This is a genomic window from Streptomyces sp. NBC_00224 (genome assembly GCF_041435195.1).
Taxonomy (GTDB): Bacteria; Actinomycetota; Actinomycetes; order Streptomycetales; family Streptomycetaceae; genus Streptomyces.
This window is the reverse complement of the sequence record NZ_CP108106.1, coordinates 1,332,235-1,346,480: the sequence shown is the minus strand read 5'-3', so window position 1 is coordinate 1,346,480 and position 14,246 is coordinate 1,332,235. Positions and strand designations below refer to the sequence as shown.

General features: G+C 71.1%; 12 protein-coding genes and 1 pseudogene. 8 read left to right on the top strand and 5 right to left on the bottom strand.

Annotated elements, in window-relative coordinates:
- Positions 1-125: 125 nt before the first annotated feature.
- On the top strand, positions 126-596 hold the full coding sequence (locus tag OG965_RS05935; protein ID WP_371649853.1) for a Dps family protein: 471 nt from the start codon (positions 126-128) through the stop codon (positions 594-596).
- Between the two features lie 29 nt (positions 597-625).
- On the opposite strand, the gene OG965_RS05930 is transcribed toward OG965_RS05935, so the two are convergent.
- Complete coding sequence (locus OG965_RS05930) at positions 626-868, bottom strand: DUF6479 family protein (RefSeq protein WP_371649851.1); 243 nt, start codon at positions 866-868, stop codon at positions 626-628.
- 353 nt (positions 869-1,221) lie between these two features.
- Between OG965_RS05930 and OG965_RS05925 the strand changes: the two are divergent.
- Positions 1,222-3,014: pseudogene (locus OG965_RS05925) on the top strand (FAD-binding and (Fe-S)-binding domain-containing protein).
- Positions 3,015-3,056: 42 nt separating this feature from the next.
- Complete coding sequence (locus OG965_RS05920; RefSeq protein WP_371656854.1) at positions 3,057-4,874, top strand: thiamine pyrophosphate-requiring protein; 1,818 nt, start codon at positions 3,057-3,059, stop codon at positions 4,872-4,874.
- A gap of 151 nt (positions 4,875-5,025) precedes the next feature.
- On the opposite strand, the gene OG965_RS05915 is transcribed toward OG965_RS05920, so the two are convergent.
- Together OG965_RS05915 and OG965_RS05910 are read right to left on the bottom strand one after the other, a co-directional pair.
- Entirely contained in the window at positions 5,026-5,700 is a 675-nt protein-coding gene (locus tag OG965_RS05915; RefSeq protein WP_371649849.1) for an HAD family hydrolase, read from the bottom strand.
- 55 nt (positions 5,701-5,755) lie between these two features.
- Positions 5,756-6,766, bottom strand: coding sequence for an SDR family oxidoreductase (locus OG965_RS05910; protein ID WP_371649847.1), 1,011 nt, complete (start codon positions 6,764-6,766; stop codon positions 5,756-5,758).
- Between the two features lie 189 nt (positions 6,767-6,955).
- Between OG965_RS05910 and OG965_RS05905 the strand changes: the two genes are divergently transcribed.
- Together OG965_RS05905 and OG965_RS05900 are read left to right on the top strand one after the other, a co-directional pair.
- On the top strand, positions 6,956-7,117 hold the full coding sequence (locus tag OG965_RS05905) for a hydrophobic protein (RefSeq protein ID WP_371649845.1): 162 nt from the start codon (positions 6,956-6,958) through the stop codon (positions 7,115-7,117).
- 150 nt (positions 7,118-7,267) lie between these two features.
- Positions 7,268-7,624 (top strand): PRC-barrel domain-containing protein, encoded by a 357-nt coding sequence (locus OG965_RS05900; RefSeq protein ID WP_371649843.1) that lies wholly within the window; start codon positions 7,268-7,270, stop codon positions 7,622-7,624.
- 139 nt (positions 7,625-7,763) lie between these two features.
- On the opposite strand, the gene OG965_RS05895 is transcribed toward OG965_RS05900, so the two are convergent.
- Positions 7,764-8,576 (bottom strand): SigB/SigF/SigG family RNA polymerase sigma factor, encoded by an 813-nt coding sequence (locus tag OG965_RS05895; RefSeq protein WP_371649841.1) that lies wholly within the window; start codon positions 8,574-8,576, stop codon positions 7,764-7,766.
- 324 nt (positions 8,577-8,900) lie between these two features.
- Here OG965_RS05895 and OG965_RS05890 point away from each other — a divergent pair, with 324 nt between their 5' ends.
- Positions 8,901-11,297 carry an ATP-binding cassette domain-containing protein gene (locus tag OG965_RS05890; protein WP_371649839.1) on the top strand — a complete coding sequence of 799 codons (2,397 nt, stop codon included), beginning with the start codon at positions 8,901-8,903 and terminating at the stop codon, positions 11,295-11,297.
- 40 nt (positions 11,298-11,337) lie between these two features.
- On the opposite strand, the gene OG965_RS05885 is transcribed toward OG965_RS05890, so the two are convergent.
- Positions 11,338-12,429, bottom strand: coding sequence for a glutamate--cysteine ligase (locus tag OG965_RS05885; RefSeq protein WP_371649837.1), 1,092 nt, complete (start codon positions 12,427-12,429; stop codon positions 11,338-11,340).
- A 281-nt stretch (positions 12,430-12,710) separates the two neighbouring features.
- Between OG965_RS05885 and OG965_RS05880 the strand changes: the two genes are divergently transcribed.
- Entirely contained in the window at positions 12,711-13,253 is a 543-nt protein-coding gene (locus tag OG965_RS05880) for a 2Fe-2S iron-sulfur cluster-binding protein (protein ID WP_371656853.1), read from the top strand.
- Complete coding sequence (locus OG965_RS05875; protein WP_371649835.1) at positions 13,250-14,236, top strand: xanthine dehydrogenase family protein subunit M; 987 nt, start codon at positions 13,250-13,252, stop codon at positions 14,234-14,236. The genes OG965_RS05880 and OG965_RS05875 overlap by 4 nt, the downstream gene beginning before the upstream one ends.
- Positions 14,237-14,246: the final 10 nt, after the last annotated feature.

Genomic DNA, 14,246 nt, shown 5'->3' with positions numbered 1-14,246 from the left:
GTGTGGTCCCTGACCTGCGTCCAGTTTGACCCTCGTGTTTCAAGGAAGGCGCAGCGTAGGGACGGCGCACGCCTCCCGCCCGCATCCCGTGGACCGGGATCCGTACACAGGGAATGGAGAACACAGTGGCTGCCGTGAAGAGCTCGTTGCCGGATGCCGACCTGAAGGTCGTGGGGACCGCGCTGCAGGGTGCCCTGGTGGATTTGGTGGATCTGTCGCTGGCGGCCAAGCAGGTGCACTGGAACGTGGTCGGCCCGCGGTTCCGCTCGGTCCACCTCCAGCTCGACGAGGTGGTCGCCACGGCACGTCGGCACTCCGATGTGGTGGCGGAACGCGCCTCCGCGCTCGGTGTCACCCCGGACGGCCGGGCCGCCACCGTGGCGGCGACCTCCGCGATCGGCACCGTCCCGGAGGGCTGGATCAAGGACACCGAGGCCGTGCAGGTGCTGGTGGTCGCCCTGGGCAGGGTGATCGGGCGCATGCGCGAGCGGATCGCGGCGACCGAGAAGCCGGATCCGGTCACTCAGGACCTGCTCATCAGCCTGACCGGGGAGCTGGAGAAGCACGCCTGGATGTTCCAGGCGGAGGATGCCTGACCCGCGCCCCCGCGCCCGCCCGCGGCGCGCTACGCGCGGTGGTCGTGCTCCGGCGCCTCCGGTGCCTGCGGCGGCCCGTCGGTGTCCGGCGTCTGCCAGGAGTCCGCGCGCGGCTGGGGCTCCTGCGGGGGCTTCGGCTGCCGCGCGGCCCGGCGGCTGCCGTACCAGAAGGCCGCGAGCAGCACGGCCACGACAAGGATGCCCACGATCAGGAACAGCCAGGAGGACGAGCTGCTCGCGGCGAGGGACTGGGAGAGCATGAGGGAGTTCATGGGTGGCTCCTAAGCGAGCGGTGGCTCCTGTGCGAGCCGCGGCAGGACCTTGGTGCGGTAGAAGTCGAACACGTCGATGGGCACGGGCTCGTCGTGAATCCCGCCTGCTCGGCCATCCGGGCCTGTTCGACCAGCTCGGCGGGCGGGTGCCTCGCTCGACGGAAAGTAGCCGCACTCGGTCATGGCCGCTCCTTCGGGCGTGCTGGTGCACGCCGGGTGACCGGTGGGCGTGAAAGAAAACATCCACCCCGCGACCGTGTGAGGCGCCCGCACAGGGGTACCGGCGCAAGCGCGTCGGTCGGGCCCGTGGCAGCCCGGCCGGTGCCGCAGTGGTTCGACGGAGAGGGTTTTCCATGGGGACGACCGGCGGGACGGCTCCACGTGACGGTGTGCGGCAGGACCGTCCCTCGCTGGAGCGGGCGCTGCGCGACCGGGTGGACGGCGAGGTGCGCTTCGACCCGGGCAGCCGCGCGGCCTACGCCACCGACGCCTCCAACTACCGCCAGGTGCCGATCGGCGTCGTGGTGCCGCACACGGTCGAGGCCGCGGTCGCGGCGATCGCGGTGTGCCGGGAGTACGACGCCCCGGTGCTCTCGCGAGGTGGCGGAACCAGTCTGGGCGGGCAGTGCACCAACACGGCCGTGGTCGTCGACTGGACCAAGTACTGCCACCGGCTCGTCTCCGTGGACCCCGAGCGGCGTACGTGCGTCGTCGAGCCCGGTCTCGTACTGGACGAACTCAACCGCCGACTGGCGCCCCACCGGCTGAAGTTCGGGCCCAGACCCGCCACCCACAACCACTGCTCGCTGGGCGGCATGATCGGCAACAACTCGTGCGGCGCCTCGGCCCAGGCGTACGGGAAGCGACGCCTGGAGGTCCTCACTGCCGCACCCGTACCGGCGGAGTGATGTGTCCTTCGTTCCGTGCCACCGGCGAGGAGGAGCACTCCACGCGCGGCCGTGCCCGGCTGCTCTTCGAGATGCTCGGCGGACACACCGACACACCCCTCACCGACGGCTGGCGCTCCACCGCCGTACGCGACGCCCTCGACCTCTGTCTGGCCTGCAAGGGCTGCAAGTCCGACTGCCCGACCGGTGTCGACATGGCCACCTACAAGGCCGAGTTCCTCTCCCACCACTACGCCCGTCGGCTGCGCCCGGCCGCGCACTACGCGCTGGGCTGGCTGCCGCTGTGGGCACGGCTCTCCCGGATCGGCCCCGGCGCGGTCAACGCGCTGCTGCGGGTCCCGGTGCTCGGCCGGGCAGGCAAACGTATGGCCGGGGTCGCGGCCGAGCGCGAGGTGCCCGCCTTCGCCGGGCAGTCGTTCCTCCAGTGGTGGCGGGCCCGGGCCACGGTCGAACCCCTCCCCGGCGATCCGCGGGCCGTGGTGCTGTGGCCGGACACCTTCAGCACGTACTTCCATCCGTCGGTCGCCCGCTCCGCCGTAGAGGTCCTGGAGGACGCCGGCTTCCGGGTCGCCGTGCCGAGCCGCCCGGTGTGCTGCGGCCTCACCTGGATCTCGACGGGCCAACTCGGCGTCGCGAAACGGGTGTTGCGCCGCAGCGTGCACGTACTGCGCCCGTGGATCGAGGCGGGCACCCCGGTCATCGGCCTGGAGCCCTCGTGCACCGCGGTGTTCCGCGCCGACGCGCCCGACCTGATGCCGGACGACGAGGACGTACACCGTCTCGCCGGGCAGTTCCGCACGTTCTCCGAGCAGTTGGTCAACCACGCCTCGGACGGCTGGCGCCCGCCCACGGTGAGCCGGGCCGCCACCGTGCAGACCCACTGCCACCAGCACGCGGTGCTGAAGGACGACGCCGACCGCGAGCTGATGCGCCGCAGCGGCCTCGACGCCGACGTCCTGGACGCCGGATGCTGCGGTCTCGCCGGCAACTTCGGCTTCGAACGCGGCCACTACGAGCTGTCCATGAAGATCGGCGAGCAGGGCGTGCTCCCCGCCGTGCGTGACACCGCGCCCGGCGCGCTGGTGCTCGCCGACGGCTTCAGCTGCCGCACCCAGATCGGGCAGGGCGGCACCGGCCGCCGCGCACTCCACCTCGCCGAGGCACTCGCCCTGGGCCTCGACGGCCCACTCCCCACGAACCACCCGGAAAGAGCCGCCGACCGCCCCTCCACCCCCTGAGCGCTCCCGAGTCCCCACCCCTGGAAAGGTCATCCCGTGTCGATGAAAGTCTCCGACCACGTTCTGGAACGGCTGCGGCAGTGGGAGGTCGAGCATGTCTTCGCCTACGCGGGCGACGGCATCAACGGCCTGCTCGCCGCCTGGGGCCGGGCCGACGACAAGCCCCGGTTCATCCAGGCGCGGCACGAGGAGATGGCCGCGTTCGAGGCGGTGGGGTACGCCAAGTTCTCCGGGCGGGTGGGGGTGTGCGCGGCCACGTCCGGCCCCGGCGCGATCCATCTGCTCAACGGCCTCTACGACGCCAAACTCGACCATGTGCCGATCGTCGCGATCGTCGGGCAGACCAACCGCAGCGCCATGGGCGGCTCGTACCAGCAGGAGGTCGATCTGCTGAGCCTGTACAAGGACGTGGCCTCCGCATACTGCGAGATGGTGACCGTCCCCGAGCAGCTGCCCAACGTCATCGACCGGGCCATGCGCACCGCCGCCGCCCGGCGGACCGTGACCGCCGTGATCATTCCGGCCGATGTGCAGGAACTCGACTACACCCCGCCCGGCCACGCCTTCAAGATGGTGCCCTCCAGCCTCGGCACCGCCCACTACGCTCCCGTCCCCGCCGACGGCGAGATCGCCAGGGCCGCCGAGGTGCTGAACGCGGGGGAGAAGGTGGCCGTGCTGATCGGGCAGGGCGCCCGGGGCGCCCGGGCCGAGGTCGAGCGGCTCGCGGACGTGCTGGGCGCGGGCGTCGCCAAGGCGCTGCTCGGCAAGGACGCGCTCCCCGACGACCTGCCCTACGTCACCGGCGCCATCGGCCTGCTGGGCACCCGGCCCTCGTACGAGCTCATGCGGGACTGCGACACGCTGCTCGTGGTGGGATCGAGCTTCCCGTACACGCAGTTCCTGCCCGGACTCGACCAGGCGCGGGCGGTGCAGATCGACATCGACCCGTTCATGGTCGGACTGCGCTACCCCTTCGAGGTGAACCTAGTCGGCGATGCCCGCGAGACGCTGACCCGGCTGCTGCCCAGGCTCAAGCGCAAGAAGCACGACAAGTGGCGGAAGAAGATCGAGAAGGACACCGCCCGCTGGTGGCGGGTGATGGAACGGCGTGCGGCCGTCGACGCGGATCCGATCAACCCCGAGTACGTGGTGCACGCACTCGACGCGCTGCTCCCCGACGACGTCATCCTCGCCGCGGACTCCGGCTCGGCCGCCAACTGGTACGCCCGCCACCTGCGGATGCGCGGCACGATGCGCGGTTCGCTCTCCGGCACGCTGGCCACGATGGGGCCGGGCGTCCCGTATGTGATCGGCGCCAAGTTCGCCCACCCGGACCGCCCGGCCATCGCGATCGTCGGCGACGGGGCGATGCAGATGAACGGGCTCGCGGAGCTGATCACCGTGTCCAAGTACTGGCGCGAGTGGGAGAACCCCCGTCTGGTCGTCGCCGTGCTCAACAACCAGGACCTCAACCAGGTCACCTGGGAGATGCGCGCCATGTCCGGTGCCCCGCAGTTCCTGCCGTCGCAGGAGCTGCCCGATGTGCCGTACGCGGACTTCGCGCGCTCCATCGGGCTGGACGGGGTACGGGTGGAGAAGCCCGGCGACGTCGAGGGGGCCTGGCGCCGGGCGCTCGACGCGGACCGGCCGTTCGTCGTCGAGTTCCGCACCGACCCGGCGGTGCCGCCGATCCCGCCGCACGCCTCCCTCGACCAGATCGAGGCCGCGGCCGCCTCGATCGTGAAGGGCGACAGCGACCGGGTCGGCATGATCCGGCAGGGGCTGAAGGCGAAGGTGCAGGAGATGCTGCCGGGCAGCAGGCACCGGGAGGACCGGCCCGGCGCGGGCGGCGACGCCTGACGCGATGGCGGGGAGAGGCGGGGGCCCGGGAACGCGGGCAGAGTGGCATCGGCGGCCTCGGGCGACCAGGAAGTGGATCTGCAACTGCGGCTTCGGGGGCGGTAGGAGCAGGCCGCGGACATACGCGTATGTCCGCGAGCCGTGCCGCCGCTCAGCCGTGGCGCTCCAGCTCCGCCACCGGGCTGTCGTCGAGCGCCGCCAGCAGCGCCGCCGGGTCGTCGTAGACGGCCACCGCGCCCGCCTCTTCCAGATCGCCGCGCGGGATGCCGCCCGCCAGCACCCCCACAGGACGCACCCCGGCCTTGGCCGCCGCCTTCATGTCCCAGACCGTGTCGCCGACGAACACCGACGACCCGGCGTCCCCGTCGACCAGCTCCAGCGCATGCTGGACGGGGTCGGGGGCCGGTTTCCCGGACTCGACGTCGTCCGCGGAGGCCACCCCGGCGATCACGTCGTCGGCGTCGATGGCCTTGCGCAGCGCGCCCAGTTCGGCGCCGCCCGCCGAGGTGGCGAGGACCACCCGCCAGCCACGCCCGTCCAGCGCCCGCAGCAGGTCCGCGGCGCCCGCGATGGGGGCGAGCCGCTCGAAGTACGTGGCGTACAGGGTCGTGTGCGCGGAGCTGAGGTCGGAGTCCTCGTCTTTGTCGCGGTCCTCGCCCAGCAGATGCGCGATCAGGTCCTCCGAGGGCAGCCCGACCGCCCGGTGGACGGCATGCGTCGCCACCTCGTGGCCGGCCTGCCGGAACGCCTCCCACCAACAGACCACATGCAGATGATTGGTGTCGACGAGAGTGCCGTCGACGTCGAAGATCGCCGCGCGCGTCATACCGTGCCGCCTTCCGGGCCGCCCTGCCTCGCTCCGACCGTACGGGCTGGTCGGCTCAGCCGCCCGTGCGGCGTGCGCTCGCCCGGCGCAGCACGGCCGCCGCGGCCAGGGCGCCCGCGCCCGCGGTGAGCGCCGGGTGGCGGGCGAGGGCCGCCTGGGCGGAGCACGGCGTCGAACGCTCGTCGAAGGCGCCGTGGGCGCCGTGGTCGTCGCCCGGACGGTCGTCGAGGGGCTGCCACAGGTTGCCGGGCCCGGTGACGGGCGCGGGGGAGTCGGTCTGCTGCGCCGAGTAGCCCGTACGGGCCAGATAGCGGTCGAGTGCGGCCGGGGCGAGCCGGTTGGCCCAGAGGGTCGCGACCGTGGAGGCGCCCACGTAGTACTGCTTGCGGCGGGGGTGGTCCACCGCGTGCACGATGGTCCGGGCGACGACCTCGGGCTGGTAGATCGGTGGCACCGGCTGGGGGTGCTCGGGTAGCCGTGAGCTCACCCAGGAGAACTGCGGGGTGTTGACCGCGGGCAGCTGCACCACGGTGGTGCGCACGTGGCTGCCGTTGTGCAGGAGTTCGGTGCGCAGCGACGAGGTGAAGCCGTTGACGGCGTGCTTCGCGCCGCAGTAGGCCGACTGGAGCGGAATGGACCGCTCGCCGAGGGCCGAGCCGACCTGGACGACGGCTCCCCGGTCACGCGGGACCATCCGGTCGAGGGCGGCGCGGGTGCCGTTGACGAAGCCCAGATACGCCACGTCCGTGACGCGCTGGAACTCCTCCGGCCCGATCTCGGTGAAGGGCGCGAAGACGGAGGTGAAGGCGACGTTGATCCATACGTCGATCGGACCGAACTCGGCCTCGGTCAGCTCCGCCGCCTTCTCCACCTCCTGGTGGTGAGCGACGTCGGTGGGCAGCACCAGGGCTCGCCCGCCGGCCTCTTCGACCTCCCCGGCGGCGGCGTCGAGCCCCGCCCGGCCGCGTGCGAGGAGCGCGATGTTGGCTCCGCGCCGCGCGAACAGCCGGGCGGTGGCGCGGCCGACCCCGGCGCTGGCGCCGGTGATCACAACGGTCTGCGGCATGATCTCGTCCCGTCCCTCCGGGCATCGGCAGCCCTGCGGTGGGATACCCCCCAGAAGCCTCCCCATTCCCTTGAACGCGTGCCTGAATGAGCGCGGCACGGCCACCGGAAATGGTCCACCGATAAATCGTCTCCTGAAATGTGTGTGGCCGCCCGATGGGGGCACACGGAGAGCTGGAGGTTGATTGCCATGGTCGCTTTGCTCCTCGTTCTCCTGCTGGTCCTGATCCTCTTCGGCGCCGGCTTCGCAGTGAAAATCCTGTGGTGGTTCGCGATCGCTGTACTGGTCCTGTGGCTCATCGGCTTCGTCGCCCGGCCCAGGGGCGGATCCGGCCGCTGGTATCGCTGGTAGCGGTCTTCCGAGCGGGAGGTTCCGCAAGGGCTGAAAACGCAATGTGTCGGCCGGAAGAACTCGGGCACCCGGCCCGTCGGAAGAGAGCGTCACCGAGTGATTTACACGGCGACGCTCTTCCGTGCACAGTCAAGAAAGGAATGACATTTCATGACGGAGAACATCTGGGGCTACCCGGAAACCAGTGGCCATCTCGCGGGTGCGGATCTGCGGGGCTGGAGCGTCGAGGCCACCGACGGGAGCATCGGCAAGGTCGACAAGCACTCGGACGAGGTCGGCTCCGCGTACATCGTGGTCGACACCGGCGTCTGGATCTTCGGCAAGCACGTGCTGCTGCCCGCCGGTACGGTGACGCGGCTCGACGCGGCCGAGAAGAAGGTCTACGTGGACCGTACGAAGGCCCAGATCAAGGCCGCCCCCGAGTTCGACAGGGAAAAGCACCTCGGGGACGCCGGCTACCACGATCAGGTCGGTGGCTACTACAGCGGCCGCCCGCCGGTCGTCTGACGTCGGCATCACGATCACGACCATCCGGCAGGACACAGATCCGGCAGGACACAGAGATCCAGCAGGACACAGAGCAGCATGCTTCAGCGTGGCCGCCCGAGCCCAGAGCCCGGGCGGCCACGCCGCGTGCTCACCCGCTTCACCGCTCACCGCACGCGGCCTCGCCCGGCGCCGGGCACATCGCCTCCTCGCGCAGGCGCGTGCAGCACTGATGCAGCAGACGGCACACGTGCATCTGGGAGATGCCGAGTTCGAGGCCGATGTTCTTCTGTGTCATGCCCTGGAAGTAGCGCAGATAGAGGATCTTCCGGTCGCGGGCGGGGAGTTCGCGCAGACCGGGCTTGACGGACTCGCGGTCGATCAGCGTGTCGAGCGCCGGGTCCTCGGAGCCGATGGTGTCGGCCAGTGTGCAGGGGTTCCGCGCGCCGGCCTGTTCGGCGTCCAGGGACATGGCGCGGAAGCTGTCGAGGGCCTCCAGCCCGTCCCGTACGTCCGTCTCGCTCAGGCCGGTGCGTTCCGCTACTTCCCGGACGGTCGGTTCGCCGACTCCTGCGGACTGCAGCTCGTGGCGGGCCGTGCGGACGCGGTTGCGGAGTTCCTGGACGCGGCGCGGCACATGCAGGGTCCACATGTGGTCGCGGAAATGGCGCTTGATCTCGCCGGTGATGGTGGGGACGGCATAGGCGACGAACGGCGTGCCCAGGACGGGATCGAAGCCGTCGACGGCTTTGAGCAGCCCGACTGCGGCGACCTGGCGCAGATCCTCCACGGATTCGCCGCGGTCGCGGAAACGCCCGGCGAGCCGTTGCGACAGCGGAAGCCAGGAATTCACCAACTCTTCGCGCAGCGCTGCCCGTTCGGGCCCGTCCGGAAGTGCGGCGAGCCGTACGAACGCTTCATCGGTATCCGGTGTGTCGTCATACGTGCGGCGATTGGCGCAGCGAGTGGACATGACTTGCGCTCCTAGGACGGTAAAGGGTTCGCCGTCGAAAGGAATGGGGCGCAGGCCGGGATGCGGGTCCCTGCCACCGCCCATTCCGTGGCAGCGTATTTCCACTGAAACGGGCCGTATGCATGCGGCGGAGCGGAATTTCCGAGAACTTCGTGGCGTGTGTGAGGGATGACTTTGGGTGCCAGGCCGTGCGAATGCCGGGGCATTGCCCGCGCCCGTCTTCCGTCATGAGGGGCGACGCCGCTGCCCGAAGCTGGTTAGATCGAGCCAGGCGCGATCCCGGCGTAGATCGCGAAGGCGGCCCGCAGGGCAGAGGGAGACACGATGGGCACGGCCAAAAGGACGGGCGCGGGGTCGCCCGCGCCGCAGAGCGGCGGGAACCACGATCTGCTCCGGGTGCACGGCGCGTGCGTGAACAACCTCAAGGACGTCAGCGTCGAGATCCCCAAGCGCCGGCTGACGGTGTTCACCGGTGTCTCCGGCTCCGGCAAGAGCTCGCTGGTGTTCGACACGATCGCCGCGGAGTCGCAGCGGCTGATCAACGAGACGTACAGCGCCTTCGTCCAGGGCTTCATGCCCAATCTGGCGCGGCCCGAGGTCGACGTCCTCGAAGGGCTGACGACCGCGATCATCGTCGACCAGCAGCGGATGGGCGCCGACCCCCGCTCCACCGTCGGCACCGCCACCGACGCCAACGCGATGCTGCGCATCCTCTTCAGCAGGCTCGGGCAGCCGCACATCGGCTCGCCCAACGCGTTCGCCTTCAACGTCCCCTCGGTGCGGGCGAGCGGCGCGATCACGGTCGAGCGCGGGGCCGGCAAGACCGAGGCCGTGAAGGCGACCTACAACCGCACCGGCGGTATGTGCACCGGCTGCGAAGGCCGGGGCTCGGTCTCCGACATCGACCTCACCCAGCTCTACGACGACTCCAAGTCGATCGCCGGGGGCGCGTTCACCATCCCCGGCTGGACGTTGGACAGCTTCTGGACCGTGCGGGTGTACGCGGAGTCGGGCATCCTCGATCCGAACAAGCCGATCCGCAGGTTCACCAAGAAGGAGATGCAGGACTTCCTCCACGGGGGGCCGACCAAGGTCAAGGTCGACGGCGTCAACGTCACCTACGAGGGGCTGATCCCGAAGATCCAGAAGTCGATGCTCTCCAAGGACCGGGAGGCGCTGCAGCCGCACATCCGCGAGTTCGTGGACCGGGCGGTCGCCTTCACCGCCTGTCCAGAGTGCGACGGAACCCGGCTCAGCGAGGCGGCGCGGTCGTCGAAGATCGAGGGCATCAGCATCGCCGACGCCTGCGCGATGCAGATCAGCGACCTGGCCGAATGGATCCGTGGCCTCGACAAGCCTTCCGTGGCGCCGCTCCTCACGACCCTGCTGCGCACCCTCGACTCCTTCGTGGAGATCGGCCTCGGCTACCTCGCCCTCGATCGGCCGTCGGGCACGCTGTCGGGCGGCGAGGCCCAGCGCGTCAAGATGATCCGCCACCTCGGCTCCGCGCTCACCGACGTCACGTACGTCTTCGACGAGCCCACCGCGGGTCTGCACCCCCATGACATCCAGCGGATGAACGAGCTGCTGCTGCGGCTGCGCGACAAGGGCAACACGGTGCTCGTGGTGGAGCACAAGCCGCAGACCATCGCGATCGCCGACCACGTCGTCGACCTCGGCCCCGGCGCGGGTCAGGCGGGCGGCACCGTCTGCTTCGAGGGCACCGTCGAGGGGCTGCGGGCGGGTGACACCGTCACCGGTCGGCACCTCGACGACCGGGCCGCCCTCAAGGAGAAGGTGCGTACGCCCGGTGGCAAGCTGGAAATCCGCGGCGCGACCGCGCACAACCTGCGCGGGGTCGACGTCGACCTTCCGCTGGGCGTGCTCTGCGTGGTCACCGGTGTGGCGGGCTCCGGCAAGAGCTCCCTCGTCCACGGCTCGATCCCGCCCGGCGCCGGCGTGGTCTCGGTCGACCAGCGAGCCATCAAGGGCTCCCGGCGCAGCAACCCCGCCACGTACACGGGGCTGCTCGACCCGATCCGCAAGGCGTTCGCCAAGGCCAACGGCGTGAAGCCGGCGCTGTTCAGCGCCAACTCCGAGGGCGCCTGCCCCAGTTGCAACGGCGCGGGAGTGATCTACACCGACCTGGCGATGATGGCCGGCGTCGCCACCACATGCGAGGAGTGCGAGGGGAAGCGGTTCGAGGCGTCGGTCCTCGACCACCACTTCGGCGGCCGCGACATCAGCGAGGTGCTGGCGATGTCGGTGAGCGAGGCGGAGGAGTTCTTCGCCGACGGTGAGGCGCGCACGCCGGTCGCGCACAAGATCCTCACCCGGCTCTCCGACGTCGGGCTCGGCTACCTCACCCTCGGCCAGCCGCTCACCACACTGTCCGGCGGCGAGCGGCAGCGGCTCAAACTGGCCACCCATATGGCCGAGAAGGGCGGCGTCTACGTGCTCGACGAGCCGACCACCGGCCTGCACCTCGCCGACGTGGAGCAGCTGCTCGGCCTGCTCGACCGGCTCGTCGACTCCGGCAAGTCGGTCATCGTCGTCGAACACCACCCGGCGGTCATGGCGCACGCCGACTGGATCGTCGACCTCGGCCCCGGCGCGGGCCACGACGGCGGCCGGATCGTCTTCGAGGGCACCCCCGCGGACCTGGTCGACGCCCGCTCCACCCTCACGGGCGAGCACCTCGCGCGGTACGTCGGCGCGTGAACCCCGTGCTCGTGGACACCGTACGGCGGGAGCCGGAGCGCTAGGTCCTGACGCTCTGGCTCGTGACCAGGTCGATCACCGCCGGAATGCCGCCTTCCGTGAAGGCCCGGTGCTGCCGGTCGGCGCCGGTTCCCCGGCGCAGGGTGCGCTGCATCAGGGAGTTCACCTCAAGCCCGTCACCCGCCGCCTCCAGGGCGGGGCCGATGTGCCGGGCCAGCTGGCACAGCACGTCGCCGCAGCTGCGCCGCTGCCCGACGGGGTCGAGGAGCACCCCGTTCAGCCCTTCCCTGGCCGCGCGCCAGGTCGCGGCCTGGAGCAGTTCGAGGGGGCATTCCGGTACCGGGTCGCCGTCCTTGTGCTCCCGGATGGCGGTGGCGACCAGGGCGCGGATGATCCCGGCGAGCATCACCGCCTCGTCGACCCGCACCTGCACGTCCAGACAGCGCACCTCGATGGTGGGGTAGCGCTCGGAGAGGCGCGCGTGCCAGTAGAACTGGCCGCTGTCGCTGACCGCCCCGGCGGTGATGAGGGCTTCCGTGCGGCTCTCGTAGTCGTCGAGGTCGGCGAAGCGCGGTGGTGGGCCGCTGACGGGCCAGCGGCTGAAGACGAGGGTGCGCCAGCTGGCGAATCCCGTGTCGCGGCCGTGCCACAGCGGTGAGTTCGCCGACATGGCGAGCAGGGTGGGAAGCCAGACGCGGATCCGGTTGAGGACGGCGACGCCGACTTCCCGGTCGGGTACTCCGACGTGCACATGCATGCCGTTGATCAGCTGCTCGTCGACCAGCTGCCCCGCGTTCGTCTGCATCGCCAGATAGCGGGGCCGTGGAGTGACCGGGACGGGGCCCGTGCCGTTGACGGGGGCGGCCCCCACGGCGGCGACCCTGCAGCCCAGCTGCTCCGCAGCGGTTCCCACCGTGTGCCGCAGGCGCACCAGATGGTCGCCGAGCTCCCCCAGGGCCAGGCAGACCGGGGTCGCGACCTCCAACTGGGCCTGGAGCAGCTCTAGTTGTACCTCCGGCTCGTCGACCGTATCCGGTCCGGTCAGTGCCCGTACCTCTTCCGAACGGGGCACGGGCCGGCCGGTCACGGGGTCCACGAGCAAATACTCTTCTTCGACCCCAAAGGTGAGCATGAGAGGTGGTTACCCGCGTCCGGACCACTCGAACCGGTGTGCGTTTGCGCCAGTCGGCCGGTACGGACCCGGGGCGGCGGCCCTTGAGCGGCGGTCGGAGCAGTGGGACGGGCCGCCGAGATGCCGTAGGGCGTCGGCTGTACGAGGGTGGAGACCCCGCCGACCCGTCAGACCGAGGAGCCGTGAGGATGGAAGCAAGCGATGGCCCGCCTGAGCACAGCCCCGAGCCCGGCTCCGATCCGGCCGACCGCGGTGGAGTGCTCCCGCCGACGCACTCGCGCATGACCCTGCGGGTGAACGACGCCGTCCATGTCATCGAGCTCGACCACCGCACCACGCTCCTTGACCTGCTGCGCGAGCACCTCGCCCTCACCGGGTCGAAGAAGGGCTGCGACCAGGGCCAGTGCGGGGCGTGCACCGTGCTCGTCGACGGCAGACGGGTCAACAGCTGTCTGCTGCTGGCGGTCGCGCAGGAGGGCCGCGAGGTCGTCACCATCGAGGGGCTCGCCGATGCGGTGGGCGCGGACGGCGATCTGCATCCTCTGCAACAGGCGTTCCTGGACCGGGACGCGCTCCAGTGCGGCTACTGCACACCGGGGCAGCTCTGCTCGGCCGTCGGCATGCTGGAAGAGGCCAGATCCGGTCAGCCGTCGGTCGTCACCGACACCGAACGGCCGACCGACGCCCCCGTACGGCTGACCGCCGAGGAGATCCGGGAGCGGCTGAGCGGCAACCTGTGCCGCTGCGGGGCGTATCCGCACATCGTGGAGGCCGTGCAGGAAGTGGTGGTGCGGGACATGGCCGCGCGGGAGGTGACCGCGTGAAGCCGGTGACCTATGTGAGGGCCGGGAGCGTCGCGGAGGCGGCAGCCGCCCACGCCGGCCGCCCGGAGGCCCGGTACCTGGGCGGCGGCACCAACCTCGTCGATCTGATGAAGCTCGGCGTGGAACGGCCCGACGTGCTCATCGACATCACCCGGCTGCCCCTCGACCAGGTGGAGGAGTCGCCCGACGGCGCGCTGCGGATCGGCGCGACCGTGCGCAACACCGATCTCGCCGCGCATCCGCTGGTCCGCGAGCGGTATCCGGTGCTGTCGCAGGCGGTGCTCAGCGGTGCCTCGGGCCAGTTGCGCAATGTGGCCACCACGGCGGGAAACCTCCTCCAGCGCACCCGCTGCGCCTACTTCCAGGACCTGGCCAAGCCGTGCAACAAGCGGGTGCCGGGCAGCGGCTGCGGCGCCCTGGACGGCGTCAACCGCGACCACGCGGTGCTCGGCCACTCGGAACACTGCGTCGCCACCCACCCCTCCGACCTGGCCGTGGCGCTGGCGGCCCTCGACGCGGTGGTCGAGATGGCGGGGCCCGGCGGCGGCCGGACCGTCGAGTTGACCGAATTCCACCGGCTGCCGCAGGACAGCCCCGACCAGGACACCGTGATCCGCCCCGGCGAGCTCATCACCGGGGTGCTGCTGCCGCCGCTGCCCGGCGGCGCCGTCTCGCGCTACCGCAAGGCGCGGGACCGGGCGTCGTACGCCTTCGCGCTCGCCTCCGTCGCCGCCGCCGTCCAGGTGGAGGGCGGAGTGGTCCGGCACATCGGGGTCGCGTTCGGCGGCCTGGCCCACCGCCCGTGGCGCGCCCGGCGGACGGAGGCCGCGCTGCTGGGCAGCGCGCCCACCCCCGAGGCGGTCGCCCAGGCCGTGGACGCCGAGCTCGCCGCCGCCGTCCCGCTGCGCGACAACGCGTACAAGGTGTCGCTCGCCCGCGACCTCGCCCGCGAAGTACTCGGCTCGCTGATCGCCAGGTCCTGAACACCCCGGG

Bases quoted from the DNA above. Each gene is read 5' to 3' on its own strand.
- OG965_RS05930 (WP_371649851.1), bottom strand. From the start codon at position 868: ATGAACTCCCTCATGCTCTCCCAGTCCCTCGCCGCGAGCAGCTCGTCC.
- OG965_RS05920 (WP_371656854.1), top strand. From the start codon at position 3,057: ATGAAAGTCTCCGACCACGTTCTGGAACGGCTGCGGCAGTGGGAGGTC.
- OG965_RS05915 (WP_371649849.1), bottom strand. From the start codon at position 5,700: ATGACGCGCGCGGCGATCTTCGACGTCGACGGCACTCTCGTCGACACC.
- OG965_RS05910 (WP_371649847.1), bottom strand. From the start codon at position 6,766: ATGCCGCAGACCGTTGTGATCACCGGCGCCAGCGCCGGGGTCGGCCGC.
- OG965_RS05905 (WP_371649845.1), top strand. From the start codon at position 6,956: ATGGTCGCTTTGCTCCTCGTTCTCCTGCTGGTCCTGATCCTCTTCGGC.
- OG965_RS05900 (WP_371649843.1), top strand. From the start codon at position 7,268: ATGACGGAGAACATCTGGGGCTACCCGGAAACCAGTGGCCATCTCGCG.
- OG965_RS05895 (WP_371649841.1), bottom strand. From the start codon at position 8,576: ATGTCCACTCGCTGCGCCAATCGCCGCACGTATGACGACACACCGGAT.
- OG965_RS05890 (WP_371649839.1), top strand. From the start codon at position 8,901: ATGGGCACGGCCAAAAGGACGGGCGCGGGGTCGCCCGCGCCGCAGAGC.
- OG965_RS05885 (WP_371649837.1), bottom strand. From the start codon at position 12,429: ATGCTCACCTTTGGGGTCGAAGAAGAGTATTTGCTCGTGGACCCCGTG.
- OG965_RS05880 (WP_371656853.1), top strand. From the start codon at position 12,711: ATGACCCTGCGGGTGAACGACGCCGTCCATGTCATCGAGCTCGACCAC.